Source organism: Arachidicoccus sp. BS20 (genome assembly GCF_001659705.1).
Lineage (GTDB): Bacteria > Bacteroidota > Bacteroidia > Chitinophagales > Chitinophagaceae > Arachidicoccus.
Genome location: NZ_CP015971.1, coordinates 219,464 through 246,253, shown reverse-complemented (window position 1 = coordinate 246,253; position 26,790 = coordinate 219,464). Strand labels below are relative to the sequence as shown.

Annotated in this window: 14 protein-coding genes; 5 read left to right on the top strand and 9 right to left on the bottom strand. The window is 41.2% G+C overall.

What is annotated here, in order from left to right:
- Positions 1-36 precede the first annotated feature (36 nt).
- The 5 genes from A9P82_RS01085 to A9P82_RS01065 all read left to right on the top strand — a co-directional run bounded on the left by A9P82_RS01085 (position 37) and on the right by A9P82_RS01065 (position 9,892).
- Positions 37-1,227, top strand: coding sequence for a FecR family protein (locus A9P82_RS01085; RefSeq protein ID WP_066203212.1), 1,191 nt, complete (start codon positions 37-39; stop codon positions 1,225-1,227).
- Positions 1,228-1,381: 154 nt separating this feature from the next.
- On the top strand, positions 1,382-4,831 hold the full coding sequence (locus A9P82_RS01080) for a SusC/RagA family TonB-linked outer membrane protein (RefSeq protein ID WP_066203210.1): 3,450 nt from the start codon (positions 1,382-1,384) through the stop codon (positions 4,829-4,831).
- Positions 4,832-4,842: 11 nt separating this feature from the next.
- A complete protein-coding gene (locus A9P82_RS01075) occupies positions 4,843-6,285 on the top strand; it encodes a RagB/SusD family nutrient uptake outer membrane protein (RefSeq protein ID WP_082915155.1) in 1,443 nt (480 codons plus the stop codon).
- 258 nt (positions 6,286-6,543) lie between these two features.
- Positions 6,544-7,728 carry a TlpA disulfide reductase family protein gene (locus A9P82_RS01070; RefSeq protein ID WP_082915154.1) on the top strand — a complete coding sequence of 395 codons (1,185 nt, stop codon included), beginning with the start codon at positions 6,544-6,546 and terminating at the stop codon, positions 7,726-7,728.
- A gap of 28 nt (positions 7,729-7,756) precedes the next feature.
- Positions 7,757-9,892 carry a carboxy terminal-processing peptidase gene (locus A9P82_RS01065; protein WP_066203202.1) on the top strand — a complete coding sequence of 712 codons (2,136 nt, stop codon included), beginning with the start codon at positions 7,757-7,759 and terminating at the stop codon, positions 9,890-9,892.
- 89 nt (positions 9,893-9,981) lie between these two features.
- On the opposite strand, the gene A9P82_RS01060 is transcribed toward A9P82_RS01065, so the two are convergent.
- The 9 genes from A9P82_RS01060 to rpoC form a co-directional block, all read right to left on the bottom strand.
- Positions 9,982-10,227 carry a hypothetical protein gene (locus tag A9P82_RS01060; RefSeq protein WP_066203199.1) on the bottom strand — a complete coding sequence of 82 codons (246 nt, stop codon included), beginning with the start codon at positions 10,225-10,227 and terminating at the stop codon, positions 9,982-9,984.
- Positions 10,228-10,562: 335 nt separating this feature from the next.
- The gene (locus tag A9P82_RS01050; RefSeq protein WP_066203195.1) at positions 10,563-11,687 is read right to left on the bottom strand and encodes an alpha/beta hydrolase family protein; all 1,125 of its coding nucleotides are present in this window, start codon (positions 11,685-11,687) and stop codon (positions 10,563-10,565) included.
- Between the two features lie 2 nt (positions 11,688-11,689).
- Positions 11,690-13,687 (bottom strand): TlpA family protein disulfide reductase, encoded by a 1,998-nt coding sequence (locus tag A9P82_RS01045; RefSeq protein ID WP_197492203.1) that lies wholly within the window; start codon positions 13,685-13,687, stop codon positions 11,690-11,692.
- 398 nt (positions 13,688-14,085) lie between these two features.
- Entirely contained in the window at positions 14,086-15,519 is a 1,434-nt protein-coding gene (locus A9P82_RS01040) for a RagB/SusD family nutrient uptake outer membrane protein (RefSeq protein WP_066203184.1), read from the bottom strand.
- Between the two features lie 12 nt (positions 15,520-15,531).
- Complete coding sequence (locus A9P82_RS01035; RefSeq protein WP_197492202.1) at positions 15,532-19,173, bottom strand: SusC/RagA family TonB-linked outer membrane protein; 3,642 nt, start codon at positions 19,171-19,173, stop codon at positions 15,532-15,534.
- 190 nt (positions 19,174-19,363) lie between these two features.
- On the bottom strand, positions 19,364-20,422 hold the full coding sequence (locus tag A9P82_RS01030; RefSeq protein WP_082915152.1) for a FecR family protein: 1,059 nt from the start codon (positions 20,420-20,422) through the stop codon (positions 19,364-19,366).
- A gap of 64 nt (positions 20,423-20,486) precedes the next feature.
- A complete protein-coding gene (locus A9P82_RS01025) occupies positions 20,487-21,149 on the bottom strand; it encodes an RNA polymerase sigma factor (protein ID WP_082915151.1) in 663 nt (220 codons plus the stop codon).
- Between the two features lie 358 nt (positions 21,150-21,507).
- Complete coding sequence (locus A9P82_RS01020) at positions 21,508-22,125, bottom strand: OmpH family outer membrane protein (RefSeq protein WP_066203174.1); 618 nt, start codon at positions 22,123-22,125, stop codon at positions 21,508-21,510.
- Between the two features lie 146 nt (positions 22,126-22,271).
- Positions 22,272-26,567, bottom strand: coding sequence for a DNA-directed RNA polymerase subunit beta' (gene rpoC / locus A9P82_RS01015; protein WP_066203171.1), 4,296 nt, complete (start codon positions 26,565-26,567; stop codon positions 22,272-22,274).
- Positions 26,568-26,790: the final 223 nt, after the last annotated feature.

Here is a 26,790-nt window from a genome sequence, read left to right as displayed (position 1 = left end):
TCCGTTTTGGGTACATATACAAGCATAAGGGAAAAAATGAGTTCAATATTGCATAAAAAACAATTACAAAAGCTGATAAAGAAATTTCTTGACGGTCACGCGACCACCGAAGAAATAGCTTTCTTGGAAAAATATTATGCACATTATGAACAGGAAGCAGACATTTTGGAGACACTTCCACAAGAAAACAAACAGCATCTTTCCGTACGGATAGAAAGAAAAATACTACAACGCATTCATTCCGATGAAAACAACTCGGCAACCAACAAAAAAGCTGTGCAGCCTGCATACAGGTGGGCTGCTGCGGCAGCAGTCTTTTTACTTTTATCACTAAGCGGATATTTATTTATACAAAAACGAGATACCAAAACTAAACTGCAATTAGCTGCGAGCGCTATTGTGCCCGGTCATAATGGCGCTATACTTACATTGAGTAACGGCACAAAAATATTATTGGATAGTGCCGGACAAGGAAGCATCACGTCTCAAGGAAATATGACAATTGTTAATCGGAACGGAGCAATTGCTTATATCAATAATCCAGCCGATGAACAAACAACAAATGCTGTTACATACAATATGCTGGAGACACCTCGCGGACGACGCTTTAAAGTTACTCTTCCCGATGGCACGCAAGTGTGGCTCAATTCAGCATCTTCGCTAAAATATCCTACCGCATTTAACGGCAGCGAGCGCGATGTTGAACTTACAGGCGAAGCGTATTTTGAAGTAATCCATAACGAAAAAAAGCCTTTTATTGTACATACATCAAAAACAAAAGTCCGCGTGCTCGGCACAGGATTTAATGTGATGGCATACAATGATGAATCTGCCGAACGTACGACACTAATACATGGATTGGTTCGGGTATCTGCCTTAAACGACAGCTCGAAACAAGTGATTATACACCCGGGACAACAAGCGATATTACGTGCCAATAATACAGCTTTAAATGTTCGTCAGGCTGATACATCGGAAACATTGGCTTGGCTTAACGGCAACTTTATTTTCAATAACAGGGATATTAAATACATCATGCGGCAAATAGCCAGGTGGTACGATATATCTGTTCAATACCAAGGAAATGTGGACAATGTGCACTTTGAAGGATTATTATCTAAAAGAGAAAATATAGGCGATATTCTCGAAGCTATTCAAACAACAAATGAAGTTCATTTCAAAGTAGAAGGCAGAACCATTACGGTAATTGCCGGAAAAACTGAATAACAATTTAAAAATTGCGAACTAAGCTTAGACATAAAGGTTTTCAAAAAATTAAAACAAGTCTCTCCGAATGCATGCGGCAAAGATAGTGTTCTAAAATTGAAGACTAATTCTTGATGATTATGAATATTTAAAAACTCCAAAACTTTAATAAAATATGAAGTTTAACTATGCTTACGCAAGGCATGGGCGGCACCTTGCATACAAAAAACGCCGCTTTGCTAAATTTATTGGGGTTTCTTTTACACTAATTTTTCTCCTGTGCGGCAGCAGAGTCTTTAGCCAGGAAGTAAGCCTGAATGTGAAAGAAGAGAAACTTGCCGTAGTATTAAAGCAAGTCTCACAACAAACCGGATACCAGTTTATTGCTTCGCCAACGCTGTTAAACACAGCAAATCCGGTTACTATTGACGCTAAACATATGGAGCTGTTAAAGTTTTTAAGTACCGTGTTCAACGAGCAACCCATAACATACACGGTCAAAAACAAAATCATTATTGTCATTCGAAAGCCTGAAGCTATTTCAAGCAATGGAAAAGTTGTAAGCCAAATAATAACTTCTCAATCCAATGACTTGAACGGTAAAGTAACCAACGAAGCTGGAGAACCGTTAGCTAATGCTACTGTCATTATTGCGAATAAACACTATGGCACGCTTACCAATACGGAAGGTCTGTTTCACTTATCGGGCATCAAAGATGCTCAATTAGAAATAGAAGTTTCATATACAGGTTTTGGCACAAAAAAGCTCAAGGTAAAAACATCCGATTTTATCAATGTAATGCTCCGTCCGTCCGACAACGAACTGGACGTAGTACAAACAATGGCATACAGCAAAACAAGTATGCGCTATAACACAGGCACGGCATACACTGTTACTGCAAAGGATATAGAAAAAAATCCTGTACCCAATGTATTGCAGGCTATACAAGGCAGGGTGCCGGGTATGTTTATACAGCAACTTACCGGTACACCCGGTGGTGCATTTAATGTAACCATTCGCGGAAGAAGCACAATTGACGACCAGTCTCCGTTATATGTGATTGATGGTGTGGCTTATCCGGCTGGCGGCAGTAATGGGGGTTCTTATGGAAGTGGCACTTTACCATTATATAAAACAAACGTAACAGGCGTTTCTCAAAGCAACAATCCTTTGCAGGGTGGCAATGCGTTGAATTATCTTGACCCTTCGCAAATTGAAAGTATCAATGTGCTGGAAGGTGCGGATGCTACGGCTATTTATGGCTCGCGAGGCGCCTATGGCGTAGTCATTATTACCACTAAACACGGGAGTGCCGGTAAGCCTAAATTAAATCTCAATACTTATTCAGGTATATCCGCAAGAGGTTCTGCACCCAAGTTGCTCAACACACAGCAATATCTCAATATGAGGCGGGAAGCCTTTCTCAATGACTCCGCGAATGGCAATAATCCGCTCGCTGCAATATACGGCGCCATTAATCCGGCGCTGAATAGTCTTTTCCCAACGTATGATTTAACCGAATGGGACACGACAAAATATACCGATTGGCAAAAATATTTTTCCGGTACCAATGCCATGACTACTAAATTAAATGCTACTTATTCAGGCGGCACACAGAACCTGAATTTCATTATAGGCGCTTTTTACAATGACTTGCAAAGTGTGCAGCGCGGCAAAGGACACGACAGAAGCGGCGGTATGAATTACGATATCAGAAGCACCACACCGGATAAAAAACTGACAGTCGATTTCTCCGGAAATTTTTCTACCGATGTCAATACCATGGTGCCATTCGACTTTACAAATGCTTCCATTAATCTGGCGCCCAATGCACCGTCGCTATTTGCTGACGGCAAGCTTAACTGGGACATTGACGGATTTGATAATCCCGCTAAATCTTTATTCGAACAATATCATAATACCACTAACAATCTCTTAGCCAATCTGTCTTTTAATTATGTTCCCGTAAAAGGCTTAACCATTCACTTAACCGGCGGCTATAACCTGTTATCGGCAAAAGAGTTCAGGGGCTTTCCTTCGGAATACTTCAACCCTACCGGGTTCAGCACCAGCGAGGTAAACAGTGTACTGAATTATTATACCATTCACACGCTTACCCTTGAGCCGAATGTGAACTATACCACATTATTGGGCGGTGCCAAAGGCAGACTGAACATTACAGCAGGCGGTACTTTACAAGACCGCTCTACGGACAATCACTATCTTACCGGCTCGGGTTTCTTAAGCGATGCTTTGATGTACAACCCGGCTTCTGCCGCACAAGTCAATACCTCCGAATATTATAACCTTACGCCCAACAGGTATGCGGGTTATTTTGGAGTTATCAACTATACCTACGACAATAAATATATCCTCAACCTCAATGGTAGGCGCGACGGCTCCACCCGTTTTGGTTCCGACAAGCAATTCGGCAACTTCGGTTCCATTGGTGGCATATGGATTATCAGCGACGAAAAATGGTTTAAAAACAATATATCATTTATTGATTTTGCCAAATTGAGAGCTAACTATGGAACAGTAGGCGGTGATGGTATTGGCGATTATCAGTTTGTTGATATTTACACGTTAAATTCTAACTCTTACCAGGGTTCTCAAGGGTTGAGTCCGACCAGAATTGCCAACCCCAATCTTCAATGGGAAAGTAATAAGGAAAGTGAAGTGGGGCTTACGCTCCAGTTTCTAAAAGACCGTATTACGCTTGACGGGGACTTTAACAACAGGAAAACATCCAACCAGTTGATACAACAGCCGATTTCAACAGTTACAGGGTTTAGTCAATTTCCCAAAAACTCGCCGGCGGTTATCCGTACTTACGGAATTGAGTTTAGCTTATCTACTAAAAATATCGAGTCAAAAAACTTTTCATGGCGAACTATGTTGAATATGACTATCCCGAAAAGCAAGCTCGTTTCTTTTCCGGGCTTAGCGCAGTTACAGAATTTTAGCTACCAAATCGGGAAGCCGACTACCGGTATACTGCTGTATAAATATGACAGCGTAGATTCCCAAACCGGTCAATATATTTTTACCAATGCTGCCGGAGACTCGGGTCCTTTCTCTTACGGGTCAGGGGCGCAATTGGACCAAACTAAAGACCGAACTGTATTTAAGAATCTTGGGCCCAAATTCTATGGTGGGTTTGAAAATACATTCAGCTACAAAGGACTCTCACTCAGTTTCATGTTTTACTTTGTAGATGAAGACGGTCCTACCTACGCCGGCTCTTTACCATACCAACCCGGCTACTTTAATCAGAATATTACGACTGAAGCATATAAAGAAATGTGGCAAAAACCGGGCGATAAAGCTACCCTTCAGGGAGCCAGTCAAAGTGTACTCGCCTTAACTTCCCAGAATAATTTCCGTTTTAGCACAGGCGCATACAGCAATGCAGCTTTCGTAAGGTTAAGCAATGCAAATATTGCCTACACTTTCCCGCCGAAGTGGCTGAAAAAAGCAGGTATTTCAAGATTGCAGGTATATGCTTCCGGGCAAAACCTGCTGACCATTTCAAAATATGGTGGTCTCGACCCCGAAAACCTGAGCCCGAACCTGATGCCGCCATTACGCATTTTTACCGGCGGCTTAAACATCACTTTTTAAACTGAACTATTATGAAAAAAGTACAAAATAAAATTACCTTTTCTTTCCGCAGGCTGTTTTGGATACTTGCAATTATTACAATCATCGGTTCGGGGTGTAAAAAATTCCTGAGCATTCCGTTACCTACCAATAATATAGCCGGAGTGGCGGTCTTTACCAACGATGCTTCCGTTGTTGCCGCACTCAACAATGTATATAGCCAGATTATAACCTCTGATGTTCTTTCCGGCAACGGCAGCATTGGACAATACTCCGGGCTTTATACCGACGAACTAACGTATGAAGCAAGCGCCAACAATACAGCTATACAGCCTTTGTATCTGAATACGGTTGTAAGCGATAATACAGGTGGTATGTGGACAGGGATTTATAACCGTATTTATTCCGTGAACCGCGCCATCGAAGGCATCACAACAGATTCGAGCCTGCTGCACAAAAACCAATGGCTCGGCGAGGCTTATTTCCTTCGCGGCTTCCTGTATTTTTATCTGACGAATCTCTATGGCGACGTGCCGCTGGCAACTACTTCGCTATATACTACTAACAATACATTAAGCCGAAATCCTGCCGCCGATGTGTATAAGCAAATTATCTCCGATTTAAAGCAGGCGCAGTCTTTATTGACCGATGATTATATTGACCTGAACGGCAACCAAACCACTGACCGGGCGCGTCCCAACAAAGCGACGGCAACTGCCATGCTCGCAAGAGTATATCTCTATACTAAGGATTATAAGGATGCGGAAGCACAGGCGGACAGCGTTATCAGCAATTCCGGTTACCAACTTGAATCATCTTTGAACAATGTTTTTCTTAGCACCAGTAAAGAAATGATTTGGGGGCTTGACCCATCGCACCTAATCAATGTTGTTCCGGATGCCCCTGCGTATATTGTTATTGCCGATACTACGCCGCAGGCATCTCAGGTAAATGGTGTATTAAGCAGCAACCTGCTTAGTGCTTTTGAACCGGGCGACCAAAGACGTGTAAACTGGGTGGATAGTTCTACTACTTCTACCGCAGTTTATTATTATGCTTATAAATATAAGGTACGTACAAACATAACAGCCGTTTCAACAGAATATCTTGTGCCGCTTCGCCTTGCAGAACAATACCTGATTCGTGCGGAAGCGCGCGCTTACAACAATAATCTTGAAGGCGCAAAAGAAGATTTGGATATGGTAAGAACAAGAGCGGGCTTACCGAACACCACGGCATCATCTCAAAGCGCTCTACTCACTGCCATACTGCACGAGCGGCAGGTAGAGCTCTTTACAGAATGCGGGCATCGCTTCTTCGACCTACGAAGAACGGGCAATTTAGATAAAGTAATGAACGTAGTATCTCCGCAAAAAGGTAGCAGTTGGCAATCCTTCGAGCAATGGTGGCCCATCCCTACCAAAGACATTCAGGAAGACCCGAATCTGACGCAAACACCGGGTTACCAGGAGTAAAGAGTAAGTACAGAAACAATATGTCGTGGCTGCATTCGTCCGCACCACGGCAACAAAACAAGAAGTTCTTTAAAATGTTGGGGTAATGAAGAATCGGAAAACGCCTGCACCGTCATTGCCGCACAGGCGGCAATCTCATAAAACATTAAGGCATTAAGAAAATTAAGTCTTAATGCACCTAAACTCCCTTAATGGTTTAAAAATGCAGGAATCAAAAAACAAAGCATTATTTTAAAAAACATAATAAAACAAAAAAGAATGAAAAGGATATGTTCAGCAGGTATCGGGATTATATGTGTTATGTTCGCCGCAAAGGCGCAACAGGTTCCGTTTACTATTTACGGTTCGTTTAAAAATATGACAGATATTCCTTCCAAGGTCTATCTTATCTACGCACCTTTTTTGCATAAGCCTACGGACAGCGCCATGGTACAAAACGGCAAATATCAAATTACCGGTATTACTGAAAAAGCCGTAGGTGCGCAATTGAGCCTCAATAATCCGCCCGATTTTAAAGATGCAAAAAGCATAGCCCAATTGATTTTGGATAAAGGAGAATTGAATATTGTATCCGATGGTTCTTTTAACCAAATAACCGTTACAGGCAACGGTTCAAAAACTCAAAATGAATATGATAGCATTCTTACTGAAAATCGCAAACTGTCAGTAGAAGTTAATAAAGAAATGACATCAGACAGTTTTAAAACAGACGCAGCTTTTAAGCAGGCAACCATGCAAAAATTTTATCATTTGCTGTCATCCTCGCTGGAAAGCCTGATTGTGTATGTACGCAAAAATCCCAACTCGGAAATAGCGCCTTATCTCACTTACACATTGGTATCTACCGGCTATGTCACGCCTGCCATGCAGGATACATTGGCACAGAATATTCCCGCACCGGCACGGCAAACTATATTGGCGAAGCAAATAGACAGTTTAGTGGCAAAGAATAAAGAAAGAGCCAAAGCAATAGCAGAAGCCAAGGAAGCTCAACAAAAAGCTGCTGAAGAAAAAGTGCCTGTGGGCATTAAAGCCCCCGACTTTACGGAGAATGATGTAAATGGCAATCCGGTAAGCCTTTCTTCTTTTAAAGGCAAATATGTGCTGGTCGATTTTTGGGCAAGCTGGTGCGCGCCTTGCCGCGCCGAAAATCCGAATGTAGTAAAAGCTTATAATGAATACAAAGACAAAGGCTTTAATATTCTCGGCGTTTCCCTCGATGGCACTTCAACCAAAAACGCATGGCTCGCAGCCATTAAAAAAGACGGTCTTACATGGACGGAAGTTTCTGACCTCAAAGGTTGGGAAAATGCCGCAGCCCAATTGTATATGGTAACTGCCATTCCGCAAAATTTTCTTATCGACCCGAATGGTGTTATCATAGCAAAAAACCTACGCGGCGATGCTTTGGAAAGCAAGCTGGCAGAGATATTTAAAAAGTAACCGGCACAAATTATTTTAACTAAGAAAAATGAACATTAAACAACTCCTTGCAGGCGCATTACTTTTGCCCGCGCCTGCATTATTCTCTCAAACACCTGCTGCCAATACAAACGATACATTGGCGCAACAACAGCAACTGCTGGTAAGCATCGGGAAAATGATTCAACAAAAGCATTATTCCCCCAAACCTTTTGATGATGCTTTTTCCGAAAAAGTATTCGATAATTTCCTCACACAACTGGACGGCGAAAAAAATATTTTCCTGCAATCCGATATTGATTCCTTGAGCAAATACCGGACAACCATTGACGATGAAATTGAAGGCAATGCGCCGATGGATTTTTATCCCGCAGCGATTGTTATTTTCAAAAAAAGAAGGACAAAACTAAAGGAGCTCTACACAGAAATATTATCCAAGCCATTTAATTTTTCCAAAGATGAGCTGTACCAACCATTAACCGACAGCCTGCATTATCCCGCCGATGAAGCAGCCGACATACAGGCATGGCGGCAACGGCTAAAATACAGGACACTTTTGGCTTACAGCAATTTGCTTACACAAAAAGAAAAAGCCAAACCAACGGATAATATCAGTAAAAAATCAAATGCCGAACTGGAAAAAGAAGCCCGCAACAGCGTGAAAGCATTTTATGACCGCTACTTTGAAAGCAGGTTTAATGCAGAAGCATTTAACACTATGGCGCAATTCAGTCTTTTTGTAAATGCCATCGCGCACGAGACCGACCCGCACACTGATTACTTTTCTCCGATAGAAGAGCGTAGCTTTCAGGAATCTTTAACCAACAGTTTTTACGGCATAGGTGTTCAATTAGACCCGAACCTGAAAGACGGGCAACCGGTTATCACGGGAATTATTGTCGGCGGAGCTGCATGGAAAAGCAAAAAAATAGATGTAGGAGATGCTATCTTGAAAATAGGCGAAGGCAATGAACCGATGAAAGACATTTCCGGTTACTCAATGATTGACATTATCAAAATGGTACATGGCGCAGAAGGCACCACTGTAAAACTTGCTATCAGAAAAGCATCAAACGGCTTGGTACAGGAAGTAAGCCTTACAAGACAAAAAGTAAATGTAGAACAGGCTTCAGCCAAAAGCCTCATCATCCGGGACAATAATAAAAAAATCGGGTATATATATCTGCCGGAATTTTATGCCAATCTCGGTTCAAATGCAGGTGTACAGTGCTCTACAGATGTAAAGAAAGAAATTGAAAAACTAAAAACCGAAAACATTGACGGACTGATTATCGACCTGCGCAACAACCCCGGCGGCTCGGTAGCAGACGCTGCTAAAATGATAGGCTTTTTTGTTCCACAAGGACCCGCATTACAATTGCAGCTATACACAAATGGCAAAAAACAGAGACAAATTGTGCCGGACTATAATACAGATTCTTCCGGTTTATTATATTCCGGACCAATGACTGTAATGGTAAATGAAATGACCGCATCGGCAGCAGAAATATTTGCAGGTGCTATGCAGAATTATCATCGCGCTATCATTATCGGCAGTACCACTACTTATGGAAAAGGTACGGCGCAAATGCAATTACCACTTGGCAAAACAGGCTCAAATCATTTGCCGGAATATGGCGAATTAAAACTAACGATAGGAAAGTTCTATCGCATCAACGGCGGCTCTACGCAACTGAAAGGCGTATCGCCCGACATTGTAATACCGGATTTATATGAAGCGCTGCACAAACAGGAAAAGGACAATCGGAATGCTTTAGCTTGGGATGAAATTGCATCGGCAGCCTACACGCCATGGCAACCGGCTTATAACATGAAGAACATTCTGTCCGAAGCACAAAAATCAGTGGACAATAATCCGGTTTTCAAATCTATAATTGCAGTCAATAACCTGCAAAAAACAAATAGAAATATGCCGGTCAGTTTGGACTTAGTACAATACAGGAAAAATCTGTCAAGCGTTCAGAAGTTACAGGATATAGCCGGAGAAGCTGCCGCCTCTGTTACTCCGTTATCCGTAACAGCTTCCCAAACCGATTATAATAAATTTTATAAAAATTCAAATAAGGCGGAACAAGGGATGTATCAAAACTGGATTAAAAACGTCTCCAAAGATGTGTATATCCGCGAGAGTGTGAAAATATTGAACAGCATGATTAAAGATTAAATCGCCACGAGGTTCAATTTTCTCTATACGCGATACTGTATCACAAAATATAACTAAAAAATCGAGTCAACATGGTCCCGATTTTTTAGTTACATATTTTGTCTCATCAGATAAAAAGCCCCATTTTCAAATTCTGCAAATATTTCTACCGAAATGTTTTTGGATTTCGACACTTTTACAAAATATGGTTTCAGCACCTCAAATTCCGGTCTTAGCTCAATATTCTCAATTTCAAATTCAAGCGTTGTGCTTGTTTTGCTATCGGTATAATTGAATGCCGCATTTCCATAGCGGAATTCTAAATGCTCAATCAGAATTTTGATTTGTTTTTCCATTGTAACAATATTTCTTTTTGAAGTTTCGGCTTCTTCTGTCGGCTCGTCAAATAAAGCAGCTTGTTTGTCAATTTTTCGATAGTAAGTGTTTCGTTTTATTCAACAACTTTTCCGTAATAGAAACTCTTAATGACTTCTGCGTATTTTCTGCGTTCATAATATCTCCTCCGACCGCGGCTGCTTCACGAATCTGTTGGTTTAAATATTCATTTTGAATAAAATTTTCTGCAAGAAAATCCTGAAACAAATTTATTACTTCAACACGTGGCACAATGATACATTCCAAGTATTTCAAAGGATACATCCTTGGTCATTATCTTCTACTGACAGGTGTCTTAATGCAAGTTATTTTGTTTCGTCGGCGGGGTATCTGATCGATAGAGAAGCGCTTTTAACCACCCATCTATAATATTCAGTGCTTCTAATGAAAAACCTTCATGCAGACTGCCATATTCATTTATTTGACAGGTTTCACAATGAAGAAACAAATGGTTTAGTCCGGGCAATAAAACCGTAGTAACATTTTTATTACCACCTTCTGATAAATAATTTTCCCAATTTTTCAGATTGTCCGGAGAAACCATTAGATCTTTATCGCCGTTGAGCGCAAGCACAGGAACTTTTATATGACTAAGAATCAGTTGCGCATTGTAACGGATAAAATAACGATACCAAGGTGTTGTTGCCGACTGAATGTAACTGTAAACGGGAAATCTAAAATGGTCAAACTTAACGTTTAATGTATTGAAATAAGCATCATCTCTTTTCTTCCAATTGTCATAAGTTTCGTTCAGTTTATCTTTCATGTTTGCCGAATCGGCATATTCATAAGCAGTAATAAACATGAGCTTATCAATTTCATTGGAACGGACTTTATTTGTATCGCTCAATACCGAGTGATTAACAAGGTCTTCATTTTGTTTAATCAATGCATCCAATCCGTTCATTGCCAAGCCCGCAATACTTATAAGAAAAGCCACATCTTTTGATTTTGCGGCAGCAATAGAAATGGCTGCGCCGCCTTCGCTATGTCCAAGCAGTCCTATTTTGTGCGGATTAATGTTTTTATATTTTTGCAAATAATGCAAAGCAACAAGCGCATCATTTGCAAAGTCTTCGGTCGTAGCATCTTCGTATTTTCCGGTTGTCTGTCCTACGCCTCTGTCATCCATACGCAGCACGGCAAAGCCTTTCCGGGTAAGGTAATCCGCGATTTGCGAAAATATCGGATGCCCTGCCATTGAGCCGTCTCGGTCTTGCTTTCCCGTACCGGAAACCAAGACGATTGCCGTAAAATTTTTGCCGTGCAAAGGCATTGTTATAGTTGCGCCGTAACGAATGCTTGAATCCCGATTATAAAACAAAACACTGTCTTGCTTGTAGGGTAATGCGTTTTGGGCAAAGGAAATTGAGAAAATAAATGGACACAGTATTATTCCGATAAGTTTAATTGTTTTCATTTCTAATTAGTTGTAAAAGATTTTTCTTTCGCCGCTTTTACCATTTCCACAATTTCATCTTTTAACCCTGTGGGACTGCCTTTATAGCCTACATTGGTATTACGTATTTGCCCATTGCCGTCGATAATCACTTTAAAAGGAATGCCCGATATATGTATTAATGATGCATATTTTTGATACACACCGCTTGTAGTATCATACAGAATATGAAAATCGAAGCCTTTGGATTTCACGTATTCAACCGTTTGCTTTTTGTAATCCGGCTTTGTTTCCTGCGTATCTATGAAAAAGAACAGCACATCTTTATCGTTCTTAAAATATTCTTTTGCCATATTCATTCCGGAAAAAGATGCCTTGCACGGCGCGCACCAGGTAGCCCAAAAATCCAGCACCACCGTTTTGCCTTTTAACTCGTTTAAAGAAATTGTTTTACCATGTTGGTCTTGCAGCGAGAATGGCGCAGCCGTTATGTTCACGGCAGACTTGCGCACTTCTTCACGCAGCAATTCCATGGTATGCGTATCTTTAAGGCTTTCAACATAATTGTCAAAACCTGCATCACTTTTATGCTGCACAACATATTCTTTGCGCAGCATTTCGAGGATACCGGAAGTCGCCTGATTATGCCGAACGCTTTCTACTAAAAGATTGTGCAGCACATCTTTCTTTTTCAGTTTTTCAAAAAGTGTTGCCTGCGTTTGGTTCAGGTCGGCAGAACTGTATTGCATTTGTTCTTGCGCATCGGTTGCCATTTTAAGCGCATCATTTATTTTATTGTTTTCCAACAATATTCGTGCTTGTATAACTTTATCTCTCAACGTCATTTTATTGACAAACACATTCCATTCGCCCGAACTCATATACCAATATTCGTGCGGCTTGTTTTGCAAAAAATAATTCCATCGTGAAAAAATCGGCTGTGAGAAATACAAGGCACTGTCGGCAGGTAGCGTTTTCCAATCAGCATAAGGAATTTCAACAAGCTTGTAATACACTTCAGGTAAATTGTCAAACGGCATTTCATCAACAAGCTTTAAAGCATCCGTTTTTTTTCCTAAAGCAATGTAACAGGCTGCCAATTGCCAATAAACAAACGTATAGCTGACGTTCAGCATTTTGTCGGTGTTTTCATCAGTTGTATGATATGGATATGCTTTCAAAAAAGCGCTCGCCGCAACAATCACATCCTCGGGTTTGCGAAGCGATTGCAGGTACTGATAATCCTTTTTTTTCTTCATCAAGCCGTTTGGGTATTGCTGCATGGCGATATTGTGAATAGAATCCGCCAATGCGGTATCTTTCAAATTTTGCTTGGCAATTATCCACGCTTTAAAATAATTTTCATCGCTTGCTTCCTTACCAACCAGATAATTAACCGCGCGTCTTAATTCTGGAATTGCATTTTCGTGCTTATACCCGGAAATGGCTTCTGCATACGGCAATACTAAACGACCAGCCGATTCGTGATGCCTTATTATTTCGTTGCTCAGCCACATATATACAGCCGTGTCGCTGATGGAAAAATTTTTGAAATACTCCGGCACACCATAGCCGTAGCGCGGCGCACGCATCAGTCCATAGCCCGCTTCCGCGCCGGCTTCAAACATATTATTCCTGCTTCCGCACATGATATAATATCCTATATCATTGTTATTATCAACAGTATCGGCTGCTTTGTTCGTCATAGCAAAGGCAATCAATCCCGCATTTTGCGGAGCGGGAAATTTTAATTTTATCAGGAAAGAATCGCGCGACATTTTGGGCATTTTCGTCTCCATAAGCGACCAATGATAAGATGTATCAAAAATGTACGCTCTTAAATAAATTTGTTGTCCTGCTTTGAATTGCGCGGTATCAACATGATAAATCATTGCAACCGTATCGCCGGGAAAGATTTTTGGCGATTCTATTTGTAACCGACCTTGTGTGCTTTGCGCATTTGATTGAAGACTTAATAACCCAAACGCTGCGAGAGATAAAAAACTATGCTTAAATTTCATTTTATATTTACTTATTATTTGGATTGAGGGGCTGTTTAAGTTAATTAAAATAATTTTTGTAACGAGCAATTTAGAGCTGCATTTTATTCCATTAGGAACATTTGTCTGGTAGAAAATGTATTTTAAGCTAATCATGCGTTTCTTCGGAGCGCTTGATTCATCATTTTGCATCGACTACCAATCCAATGTTCCTCACAGAACATAGAATTTGCAATGTTCATTATTCATTTTTTACAATTAACTTAAACAATTTCTGAGATTTCTCGGTCGTTCCTCCTTCGAAATGACGACACACAGATTTCAATTTTTATTCATCATCAATTTTTGATGAACAAGAAAACGCCAACATTGTTATTTCGACTAAAGGAAGAAATCTCAACTTGGCAATTCTTAATTAATTACGGGTTCGGCTCAATTTCTGGATTCAACTGAAGATTCCATGCCGCAATAGGAAACACATAGCGGTTGCTTGTCGGAGCAAGCGTGTACGTTTGTCCATTAATTACACGTGTGAGCGTTTCCGCGAAGCGGCTGTCGTCTTTCAGACGGCGCATATCCCACCAACGAATGTTGCGGCAGAAAAATTCTCTGTCGCGTTCTTGTATTACTATTTTCAACGCATCGTCCGCGCCGCTTGCTGTGAGTGCAACATAATCTGCCGCTTTAAATCTTTTTACACGCAGCTTGTTTACCCATGTCATAGCATCAGCAGGCAGGTTATTGCGAGCATAGTATTCCGCTTTTATCAGCATCATTTCCGGCACGCTGGGACCAATGTTGCGCGCTTCGCCCAAAGACATATCTTTTGTAAAATACCTGCTTGCCGTGTCTGTAGCATCATAAATAACGGTTGTTCCATCTTTTGTAAATAACTGATAACGCAAATCTTTCGTACCCAGCTCTTTCAGCAACGTATCGCTCAAGCGCATGGCTGTGGACGAATAGGCAATTCCCTGAATAACTACTTTGGATAATAAAATTTCAGGGTCGTTTTTTCTTACCGGATAATTTGCACTTGAAATAGCCCCTGAAACTGTACTTAAATCATTTAAAGAACTGTTGAGCGCCAAAGCGCTGTCGGCATACGCATTAGCATTCGTATAATCTGCCATATACAAATAAACGCGTGCCAACTCGCCATAAGCCGATGCTTTCGATGGTAATGTCGTAAACTGCTGCGTTGTGGGCAAATTGGGCAAAGCCGTTTTTAAATCTGTAATAATTTGACTGTATGTTTGTTCAACGCTTGCTCTTTTCAATGACTGCGTGGTTGTTTCTTTCAAAATTAATGGAACACCTAAATCTGTGCTTGCTGTTGACGCATTGTAAGGCTTAGAATATGTCTGAACAAGATTAAAATACGCATCAGCCCTATGCACCAAAGCTTCTGCAAGCAATTCGTTTTTTGCAGATTCCGAACTGTCCGTAACTGATGGAAGCTCTGTAAGCACAATATTTGCATTGGTAATCACATTATACATATTGTTCCAGTTATCATCCTGATAATAATAGGCGCTTGTTGGAGAATAAATTACATCCAGCCACCTGTAACTGTTGATAGACCACGCATAGTAATCGCTTGACAGCATGGTATTTACTTCCGATGAACTGTCCTTAAATTGTATATCATCGGACGCGTAATCACTGATGGCTGCGCCCACTCTTTCAAAAGTGGAAGTATTGTTCAACAAATCACGATAATTGGAATATTCGCCCGGAACATTAATGCCTTGTGTTTTGATATTTACATACTTTTCGCAGCCTGTCGCAGCTACCAAAACGACTATTGCGAATAAGTATATGTGATAGTTCAAAAATTTCTTGTTATTCATTATCAAATAATTTTAAAAATTAGCATTCAGAGAAAAAGTGTAAGATTTTGCCGGCGGCAAGCTGTAACTGTATCCCGGACTTGACGGAAAATCGGGGTCGTAACCCTGGTCATTGGCTTTCCATATCATACCGAGATTTCGTACTGTTGCCGAAATACTTATTCCTTTAACTATATTTTTAGGCAGAATGGAAGAAGGCAGTGAATAGCTAAGAGATATTTCTCTCAGGCGTATATAGTCAGACGATAATACATTGGCATCGGAATACATATAACGGATAAGGCTGTAATTTACCTGCGTTGCAGTCCCGTTCAAGCCCGGAACATTTGTTTTATTTTCATCGCCGGATTGCTTCCATCTTTTAGCTATGTCGGCATTTACATCGTAGTTGAGCGAATAATAGGATGTGATATAATTGTTTATCGTTGGTCTTAGGAATACGCCGCCGAATTGGTAAGTTGCCAATACATAAAGCGAAAAATTCTTATATCGTAAAGTCGTATTCCAACTGCCGAAGTACGGTGCATTTTTGCGCCCTGCCGCTTTCAGGTCTTTGAAATAAACATTACCGTTATAGGCAATCTTATCCCCTGCGGCATCATACACCAATGTTGAACCCATGGAATCAAGCCCTGCATTTCTGAATACAAACAGCTCATTTGAGGGAAAGCCGTTTACATTAGATATTTGTGTAGGCGTATAAGATTTGTAGGATGATGTAATTGCCGACGTATCAAAATTCTTATCTATAATTTTATTGGTATTATACGAGAAAACCAATCCTGTACTCCAGTCCCAATCTTTTCTGCGGACAATATTTGCCCGAAGGCTTGCATCTACGCCATGCCCGTTCATGCTGCTTGCATTACGTGTAAGATAATAGCTGCCGATAGTTCCGGCATAAGCGGCATTGATAGGGAATGAATACAGCAAGTCTCGTCCTCTTTTAACATACACATCTACATTACCCGAAAGCACCCTGTTAAAGAGCGAAAAGTCCAGCCCAATATTGGTTACGGATGTTTTTTCCCATTTCAGTTCAGGGTCGGCAAGAGAATAAACGCCTGAAGCGGGCAGCCCTGTTGTTCCATCATTGCTCGCTGCCGAAATATACGTGAAAGGATAGATGGTTGTAGAAATATTACCCTCAACGCCGTAAGTAGCTCTTAACGACAAAGCATCCACCCACTTTACGGATTTCATAAAACCTTCTTTATAAATATCCCATTTCAAACCTGAAGACCACAGTGGTGTAGCCCTGTATTTTCTGTCCAAGCCGAAATTGTTGTAATCATCATAGCGCACGCTTCCCGACAAAGTATATTTGCTGTCGTAGGTATAAGACGCATTGCCGAAGTAAGAAAGATATCTTCTTCGCTTGTCGTACTGCGACGGCGCGCCCGCTATCGATGAGGAATAGCCTATTGCATTAACATAAGCGCCGGAACCGTAGTTCATTGCAGTAGAAATGCCGGTTTGCGTATTATAGCCGTACAATGTATAGCTGCCTTGCCCTTCCTGTGTTTGCCGAAATTCTATACCGCCAATTGCATTCACTTCATGCTTTTCTTTAAACATTCTGTTGTACGATAACTGCCCTCTGGCAACATAGTTATTTACCGTTGTATTTGTAAGAGAATATATGCCGCCGCTACTGATGTAAAACTGTTGCCCTGCATACTGCACATCCGTAGAAGGGTTGTACATCGTATTAATCATATTGCGGAAATAATAAGTCTGTGGGTCATAGTAAACGCGCGAATTGCTGAATGTTCTTTCATTGGAGTATAAAGCCGACGCTTTTAGTCCATTGAAAACAGGCACTTCCAACTGAACATTGGCGGTATAACTATTGTCTTTTTGTATATTATTGTTGTTGTTCAATTCATCCAGATAATTGTATCTCCAATCTTTGTAATTGGACGATGATGCCAACAGCGAAGCCGCATAATCCGGATTTGTTCTGTAATATCCTATGCCGTTTCCGTTAGCATCGGCGAGCATTTCGTAAGGAAGCAAGACATTACTACCGGGTCTGAAAAGCGTTTGATAAGATATTCCGTCATTCTTATAATTAAAGAATATTCCTTTAATGTTAGTCGAAAGTGTTGCTATTTTGAACAATGTCCAACTGTTATTCATAGTAAGTGTTAGCCTTTGCCCACTTGTTCTTTTTTCATTCGGCAATTCCTTGCTGTATGATGCCGAATAATAATAGGTAGAACTTTTGGTGCCGCCGTTTACAGAAAGGTTGTAGCTTTGACTTGATGCGGGCTGTAAAAGATATTTCGAAATCTGCGAAAGATTGCTCAGCTTACTCATTGAGTCCACAGCCGCATCATAAGCGCTTTGTGTAATAGCGCCGTTTTTCAGCTGATATGCCAGCACTGCTCCCTGATGTGGATAATAGCTGTACGAATACATTGACGGGTCAAAATTGTAAGACATGATAAAGCCTCTGTCTACCAGTTCTTTCTCGTAATCCAGTTCCTGCGCCGAGTTCATCATCCGCAGGTAAGATACATCGGGCTTACCGGCAAAATTGATGCTTGTATTGAACGATATTTTCGGCTCAGTAGCTCTGCCTTTCTTGGTTGTAATTACAATAACACCGTTTGCTGCACGGATGCCATAAATAGAAGATGCCGCAGCATCTTTCAGAAAAGTAATATTTTCAATATCGTCCGGGTTGAACGACGATATGTCCAAATCCGATATAACGCCATCTACCACAACCAAAGGAAATTTCTCACCTTGCAAAGTAGAGGTGCCACGAATGGTAACATTGTAATCGTTTGTACCGACAGTTCTCGTACCGCCGCTGATAGCAAGCTGGGTATTGGCATAGTCGAAACTTCTGTCGCCCGCCATTACATCTACCTTAACGCCCGGCACAAGACCTTCTATTCTCTGCAAAACATTCGGAATCGGAATTTTCGACAACTCCGCAGCGCTTATGGAAGTATAAGAACCTGTTGCCCTTTCTTTGGAAATCTGCTGGTAGCCGTTACTGAATGAGGTTACATCTGCAAGATTCTCTGTTTTTAGATGTAATTGTATGGATATGTTTTTTTGTTTCCCGACTTTGATAACTACGGAATTATATCCCACATAAGAAATAATAATAGAGGATGCGGGTGGCACATCAATCAAAGTTATATCGCCGTTTTGGTCGGTTTGTCCGACACCCGGCGTTCCGGCTACTGACACAGTAGCTCCTTCCAAAGGCTTACCGATTGAGTCGGTAACATGAATCCGAATATCACTGTTCGGTGCCATTAGTGTAGCAATAGCACGCATGGGAACATTGACTTTGTTACTACTATCTTTTTGTTTCTTAAACAATACAATACTTTGGCCCATCTGCCTGAAATCCAAATTGGTATTTTGCAGTACCAATTCCAATATCTGCGCAACGGTATGCGTTTCTTTGGAAAGGCTAATGCCCTTGTATTTTTCGACAATGTCGGTAGGAAATATCATCTTGAAACCTGAAGCTTCGCCTATGCCATTGAGGGCTGTTTTAAGCGACACGTCGTGCAGCGCCATTGTTATTTTAACTGCTGTCACATCCTGCGCCTTAGTGCCAGAAGCAAAAAGGAGTTGGATACTCAAGAAAAAAAACAGGAAGGCGAGGCAATTCACCTTCATCATAAATCTCGTTTTAGGTAGATGGATAAACGCAAGTATTTTTTGCATATCTTGCAATTGATTTAAAAGTTTAGTCAATAAGGTTTTAAGTCACAACCCCTCAAAGCTTTCCACGGCGGGAGGGGCTTTTTTCTTTTACGGTTCATGTTTCTTGTCGCATAACAGTTGAGTTTATGGTTGAATAAATATTGTATCAGTTGCATCCCCGTCCGTCAATGACCACATCGCCGTTTTTTATCATATAAGTGGCGTCACGAGCGATGCACAACACGGAGATAACTTCTTCCAAAGATTCAGTTCCGCTGAACGTAGCGGAAATAAGACAGTTTTCCAATGCAGGGTTGGCAAAACGGATATGCGTTTGATAGCGCTTCTCCATGGCACGAATGATATTGCCGAACTTCGCCCCGTCAAAACTCATTCCCAGTTTCGCCCAGGCAAGGCTTTTCGCTGCCTGCACATTTATATCTTCCACTGCGGCTTTTTTTACGTCATATACCACCTGTTGGTTGGGCGCGAGTACCGCCAACACTTTCTTTTGGTCTGCCACTTTTACCCTTCCGCGAGTAACTGTTACCGTTACTTTATCTATCGAGGCATTGATATCGAAAGCCGTACCTAACACTGTGGTAGTAATCTTTCCCGTATGAATGATGAACGGATGTGCTGCATCGTGATGAATATCGAAATAGGCTTCTCCGTTAAGGGTTACATCACGCGTATTGCCCGAAAAACTTTGCGGGTAAATCAGTTCGCTGCCAGCCTTGACAATGACCGTGCTGCCGTCGGATAACTTTAAGTATTTTGTAAAATCCGTTTTGTTCGACAACGGAGTATTCGTTGCGATTTGGACGGATTGACCATAATAATGACGGACAAGCAACGTAGAGCTAATGCCGATAGCGATTAATACGACTACGGCTATGCGTACCCCAACGCGCTTATACAGCGGGATGATTTTGGGTGCGTTGATTTGCTGTCGGATGTTTTCCAGCGCATTATTGACCCTGCCTTGCCAGTGTTCCTTTTTATCTTCCGGAATGGCGCTGTACGGTACTAGTTCGTCGGCAATCAGGCAGCGCAGTTTCTCTTCGTCATCAGCCAGGTTGAAATGACGCAAAAGCTCCGCCACTTCTTCCGGGCGACATTGCCCGTTGAGATAACGTCGGAATAAAAATTGAAGACGAAATTGGTTTTTCAGAATTTTCCGTTTAAAGCTAATATGCTCGGGACACAATTTCGGCCTACTCAAAAATCAACTTTTTTCAAACATTTTTTTATTTTATTTGTAACAGATTGAAAATGAATAGATAAATTCAACGGTTTAAAAAGATAAAAAACAGCAGCACGCCGGTGGATATGTCGGGGTGGTTGAAAATATGCTCGCGTACAGTCTGGGTGCCTTTGACAATATGGTTCTTAACGGTAGAAACGGATAATCCGAGTTCTTCACCGACTTCTTTGTAGGATTTGCCTTCCAGTTTGCAGAGTGTGAGCACTTTTTTTTGTTGCGGCGGCAGGCGGTCGATGACTTCCCGTAGAATCGCATCTTTACTCTCGGCATTTTCCGTATCGGGTTCGGAAGGCATAAAATATTCGGAAGCGGAAACCTTTAGTTCCTCCATCAGCTTTTTGTCTCGGGCGGCTGTGCGGAAAAATCCGAATACCTGGTTTTCGGCAATCTTGAAAACATAAGACCGAAAAGATTTTTCACTGTCGATACGGTCGCGTGCCAGCCATACTTTAATAAATACTTCCTGCAAAATTTCCTGCGCCCGATCTTCATTCTTTACCAGCTTGACGACATCAGCAAAAAGACGTAACGCATATCGATGGTACAGCGCCGTGAAAGCCGCCTCATCGTCTGCATTCAGCAACTCAACAAGCTGCGCATCACTGTATGTTTCATAAATAAACACGGAAAAATGAATCAGATTTCTCTTGGGTAAAAGTAAGAAATTTTTTTTCCATATTAACAAATAATTATTTTTAGGTTATATTATGGGGAAGGTTATCATTGGGTATAAAGGCGCGTAAAAAGTGAGGGATTTTATGACAAGCTTTTTATTTAATTTGACATCTATTTCATTATAAAAACACATATTAGCACAGATTCGATATAACAAATGCCGAATATGCGAGACATAAAGTTCTAACAGTTTTATCAGAAATATAGAATATTGAGAAAAAGTTCTTACCTGACCAAGTCGTATTATGTACAAGAGTCTAAAAAAGCTATTTTCTTATTTTACCTGCTCAAAAATTTAACACGAATGTTATATTCGTATTTTTCATTCACGTACTTTAACACGGAACTTCATTTCAATGATGGTTCCTTTATTTTTTCACATTTTTCAAACTATCCGTGTACTGCTGATTCAGGTTTCTCAAAAGTTCTTCGGTAATATCCTGGGTTGAATCTTTAAAGTAAAATGACGGGTCTGCCTCACTCGTTCCTATAATGTATTTATACCCTTTCTCTTTTGCATAAATTTTGAGATAATTCTGTATTCTCTTTTTTACCTGTTGCAATTTGGCATCACTTTCCATGCCAAATGATTTCCGCAAATTTTCAGCTTTAGTTTGATTCTGCTGACCAAGTTCATTCAATTCGTTTGTGTACTGTACCTGTTCTGCTTGACTAAGTGTGGGACCTTTTTTCTGAAGTTCATTATATTTGTCGCGCACCTCGTTTTGCAGATTATTTATTTGTTTTTCAATTTGATTATCTTTTGCCACCAATTCATCCTTCACATCTTGTTCATATTTATAGTTGTTATCCAGAGAATCTAATTCAAAGTAACCGAATTTAAAATTGGATTGAGCCCCCGCCGTACCATTTGCAGCAATTGCAGGAGTTTGTGCAGGCTGTTCTTTTTTACTGAAATGCAAACAAAACAATACAATAACTGCAATAATCAATACTACATTAGATGAAATCAGGTATTTGTTCATATTCTATTTTTTATGGAAAAACTTTTACGACCGAAAGATAAAAAAATATATCCGTGCAAATGTTAATTAAAGCATTAAACTTTAAAATAAAAAACGGAAAGCATTTTGTTTGCTTTCCGTTTTTGTATTTGATATAACCCAAAGGTTTATTCATCTTCGTCGAATGCCATTGCTTCACGTGTAGTAGCCAGTAGTTCATATTCTTCCTTACTGCCAACAACCAGATTTTCAAAGTCACGCAAGCCTGTACCTGCCGGAATCAGATGACCTGTAATTACGTTTTCTTTTAAGCCGACCATGTTATCTGATTTTCCTTGAATTGCAGCAGAACTCAACACTTTGGTTGTTTCCTGGAACGATGCAGCAGAAATCCAGCTTGGTACGCCCAAAGACGCTTTGGTAATACCTAACAATACCGGCTGTGCAGTTGCAGGTTTTGCGTCGCGCACTTCTACCAGTTTTTGGTCGTTACGACGGAGCAAAGAGTTTTCTTCTCTCAGTTCACGCACGCTAACAATTTGACCGGCTTTGAATTTGGCACTGTCGCCCGCATCGGTAACAACTTTCTTGTCAAATATTCTGTCATTTTCTTCGTTAAAATCGTAGCGGTCTTCCAAATCATTTTCCAAGAAACGAGTATCGCCCGCATCAACAATTTCAACCTTTTTCATCATCTGACGAACAATTACTTCAATGTGTTTATCGTTGATTTTTACACCTTGCAAACGATATACTTCCTGAATTTCATTTACCACATATTCCTGAACTGCGAAAGGTCCTTTGATGGCAAGAATATCAAACGGAGCAATTTGTCCGTCGGACAATGCCGCACCGGCTTTAACGAAGTCGCCGTCCTGTACCAAAATCTGGCGAGTCAAAGGAACCAGGTATTTCTTCACAATACCGTCTTTCGCTTCAACAATAATCTCACGGTTACCACGCTTGATATTTCCAAATGTTACCACACCGTCGATTTCCGCAACAATTGCCGGGTTGCTTGGATTACGCGCTTCGAACAATTCCGTTACGCGCGGCAAGCCCCCTGTGATATCGCCGCCTTTACGCAAAGTACGCGGAATCTTCACGATTACCTGTCCGGCTTTCACTTTATCGCCTTCATCTGCCGCTAAGCGACTTCCCGTAGGCAAGTTGTAACTTTTGGAATCTTTGCTTCCGCTGATAATAATTGCAGGAAGCTTTGTTTTATCTTTTGTTTCGATAATTACTTTTTCGCGGTGTCCGGTTTGTTCATCGGCTTCTTCACGGAAAGTAATACCATCGATAATACTCTCAAATTCAACCGTACCGGCTTGCTCAGCAACTATTACATTATTGAACGGATCCCAAGTACAAATCACTTCGCCTTTCTTAATTTTCTGCCCGTTCTTCACGTTCAGTGTTGAACCGTAAGGAATGTTCAACGTAGTAAGCAATCTGTCATTCGCCACGTCGGAAATACGAATTTCGCCTGTACGACCTATAACGATTTCTACTTTGTCGCCTTCATTATTTTCTGTAGAAACGGTACGCAAACCGTCAAACTGAATAGTACCGTCGAATTTGGAAGTCAATGAAGACTCTACAGAAGAAGAACCTGCGATACCACCCACGTGGAATGTACGCAACGTAAGCTGTGTGCCCGGTTCGCCAATAGATTGTGCAGCAATAATACCAACAGAATCGCCACGCTGCGCCATGTAACCTGTTGCCAGGTTTTTGCCGTAGCACTTCACACATACACCACGTTTCGCTTCACAAGTCAATACTGAGCGGATTTCGACGGTATCAACACCTGCCTCTTCTATTTCAATTGCTTTATCGTATGTAATTTCTTCGCCTGCTTTAATGATAAGCTCATTCGTTACCGGATGATAGACATCGTGAATAGAAGTTCTACCTTCGATTCTATCGGAAAGCGGCGAAATAATGTCTTCATTGTCTTTCAATGCTGATGTTGCAATGCCGCGCAATGTTCCGCAATCTTCTTCGGTAATTACCACGTCTTGCGCTACGTCCACCAAACGACGAGTTAAGTAACCCGCATCGGCTGTTTTCAACGCGGTGTCCGCCAGACCTTTACGCGCACCGTGTGTTGAAATGAAATAATCCAATACGTTCAAACCGCCTTTGAAATTAGACAAGATTGGGTTTTCGATAATTTCAGAACCCGTGCTGCCCGATTTTCTTGGTTTCGCCATCAAACCTCTGATACCGGCGAGCTGCTTAACCTGCTGTTTAGAACCACGCGCACCGGAATCCAACATCATGTAAACAGAGTTGAAGCCTTGCTTGTCGGTTTGCATTTCACGAATAAGCGTTTCGGTAAGGCGAGTATCCACACGAGACCAAATATCAATTACCTGATTGTAACGCTCATTGTTCGTAATCAACCCCATGTTGTAGTTTTCCCAAACTTCATCCACTTCGTCTTTCGCACGTTCGAGCAACTCACTTCTTGTGTCAGGAATAATCAAATCATTGATAGAGAACGACAAACCACCTTTGAACGCCATACGGAATCCAAGTTGCTTAATGTCGTCCAGGAACTTAGCCGTTGCAGGAACATCGGTAATTTTAATAATATCGCCGATGATTTCACGAAGGCTTTTCTTTGTTAATAAAGCATTGATGTAGCCAACCTCTTTCGGTACAAATTGGTTAAACAATACACGACCAACAGTTGTCTCAATCAATTCATTTTTCAATGTTCCGTCTTTCTGACGGACATTTGCCTTTACTTTAATATTAGCATGTAAATCTGCACGACCTTCGTTCAACGCGATAATCACTTCATCGGCGCTGTAAAAGGCTTTGCCTTCGCCCTTAACCGTTTCGGTTTCGGTAGATTTTTTGCCTTTGGTTATATAATACAAGCCCAACACCATATCCTGAGATGGCAGCGTGATTGGCGTACCGTTTTGCGGATTCAGAATGTTGTGAGAAGCTAACATTAATAATTGTGCTTCCAAAATTGCAGCACTGCTCAACGGAACGTGAACCGCCATCTGGTCGCCGTCAAAGTCGGCGTTGAACGCAGCGGTTACCAACGGATGCAACTGAATGGCTTTACCTTCAATCATTTTCGGCTGAAATGCCTGAATAGACAAGCGATGCAACGTTGGAGCGCGGTTGAGCATTACGGGATGACCTTTCAGAATATTTTCCAAAATATCCCATATGATTGCTTCTTTTTTGTCAACTAATTTTTTAGCAGATTTTACCGTTTTTACGATACCTCTTTCAATTAGCTTGCGGATGATAAATGGTTTGAACAGTTCCGCAGCCATATCTTTAGGTAAACCGCATTCGTGCATTTTCATTTCAGGACCAACCACGATCACGGAACGACCTGAATAATCCACACGTTTACCTAAGAGGTTTTGACGGAAACGTCCTTGCTTACCTTTCAGTACGTCGCTCAAAGATTTCAATGCACGACCACCTTCAGCTTTTACGGCGTTGGATTTTCTTGAGTTGTCAAACAAAGAATCTACAGCTTCCTGCAACATACGTTTTTCGTTACGCAGGATTACTTCGGGCGCTTTGATTTCCATTAACCTTTTCAAACGATTGTTACGGATAATCACACGACGATACAAATCGTTCAAATCAGACGATGCAAAACGACCGCCATCCAAAGGAACCAGAGGACGCAATTCCGGCGGAATCACGGGAATATATTGCATTACCATCCATTCAGGACGATTGGTAATGCGTGTAGAAGCATCGCGGAAAGATTCCACAACACTCAATCTTTTCAAAGCATCTGCACGGCGTTGCTGCGAAGTTTCGTTGGCAGCAGCATTGCGTAAATCAAAGCTCAAAGAATCCAAATCGAGCAAAGCCAACAAATCGGAAACCGCTTCTGCACCCATTTTGGCAACAAATTTTTGCGGGTCTTCATTTGGCAAATACTGATTATCTTTCGGCAATGTATCAAGAATGTCGAGATATTCTTCTTCCGTAAGCAAATCGCCTACCTGCAAACCTTTATCGGCACGCACGCCCGGCTGAATTACAGCATATCTTTCATAATAAACAATGGTTTCGAGTTTTTTAGAACTCATTCCCAACAAATAGCCAATCTTGTTCGGCAAGCTCTTGAAATACCAAATGTGTACGATAGGTACAACCAATTTAATGTGTCCCATACGCTCGCGACGAACTTTCTTTTCAGTCACTTCCACACCACAACGATCGCACACGATGCCTTTGTAACGGATACGCTTATACTTTCCGCAGGCACATTCATAATCTTTAACAGGTCCGAAAATTCTTTCGCAGAACAAACCGTCGCGTTCGGGCTTGTAAGTACGATAGTTAATGGTTTCGGGCTTCAGCACTTCGCCGTAGCTGCGCTCAAGAATACTGTCGGGCGAAGCCAGTCCAATGGTAATTTTGGAAAAGTTAGACTTCGTACGGTTGTCTTTTTTGATTGCCATATTAAAATTTCAAATTTGAAAGTTAAGTTTTTGGAGTTTTTCCTTTGATTCTTCTTGCAGCAGAGCAGAAAATAAAAAGCTGCAACTCATTTATTTCCAATGAATTACAGCACAGAATTTTATATCTTGCCCAATAAGTCAGCAGCAAAAATCTTAGAAAAACCCAAAAGTTCAATGTACATAGACTTGCAAAGGTAACACGAAAGTATCAAAATAAAAAGAA